Raw genomic sequence first — 293 nt, forward strand, 5'->3', positions numbered from 1 at the left:
CCATTGGCATCGGTGGTGGTTGAACGCTCCACTGCCTGACCATACTTATCTGTGCCTGTGAGTTGCATGCTGATGTTGTTCAAAACTGAATCGACAGGATCGATAACCCCATTTTGATCGACATCGAAGAACACTTTGCCCGATACGGTTTTATTACCCGCTTTGGGTTTTTCAGTAAAACGGATTGCCGGTGTTGGATCTGTGCCCACCACCACTTTGGCGGTATTGCTGACAACGCCTTCACTGCTGCCAATATAGCGATTACCCGTTTGATATTCTCTCGTTGGCGTTTG

At 48.1% G+C, this 293-nt stretch carries 1 protein-coding gene; it reads right to left on the reverse strand.

What is annotated here, in order from left to right; genetic code table 11:
• Nucleotides 1-293 (reverse strand): hypothetical protein (locus N482_RS25300; RefSeq protein ID WP_196765354.1); only part of this gene is annotated, 293 nt, incomplete at both ends.

Origin of the sequence: Pseudoalteromonas luteoviolacea NCIMB 1942 (genome assembly GCF_001625595.1) — a bacterium.
Taxonomy (GTDB): domain Bacteria; phylum Pseudomonadota; class Gammaproteobacteria; order Enterobacterales; family Alteromonadaceae; genus Pseudoalteromonas; species Pseudoalteromonas luteoviolacea_A.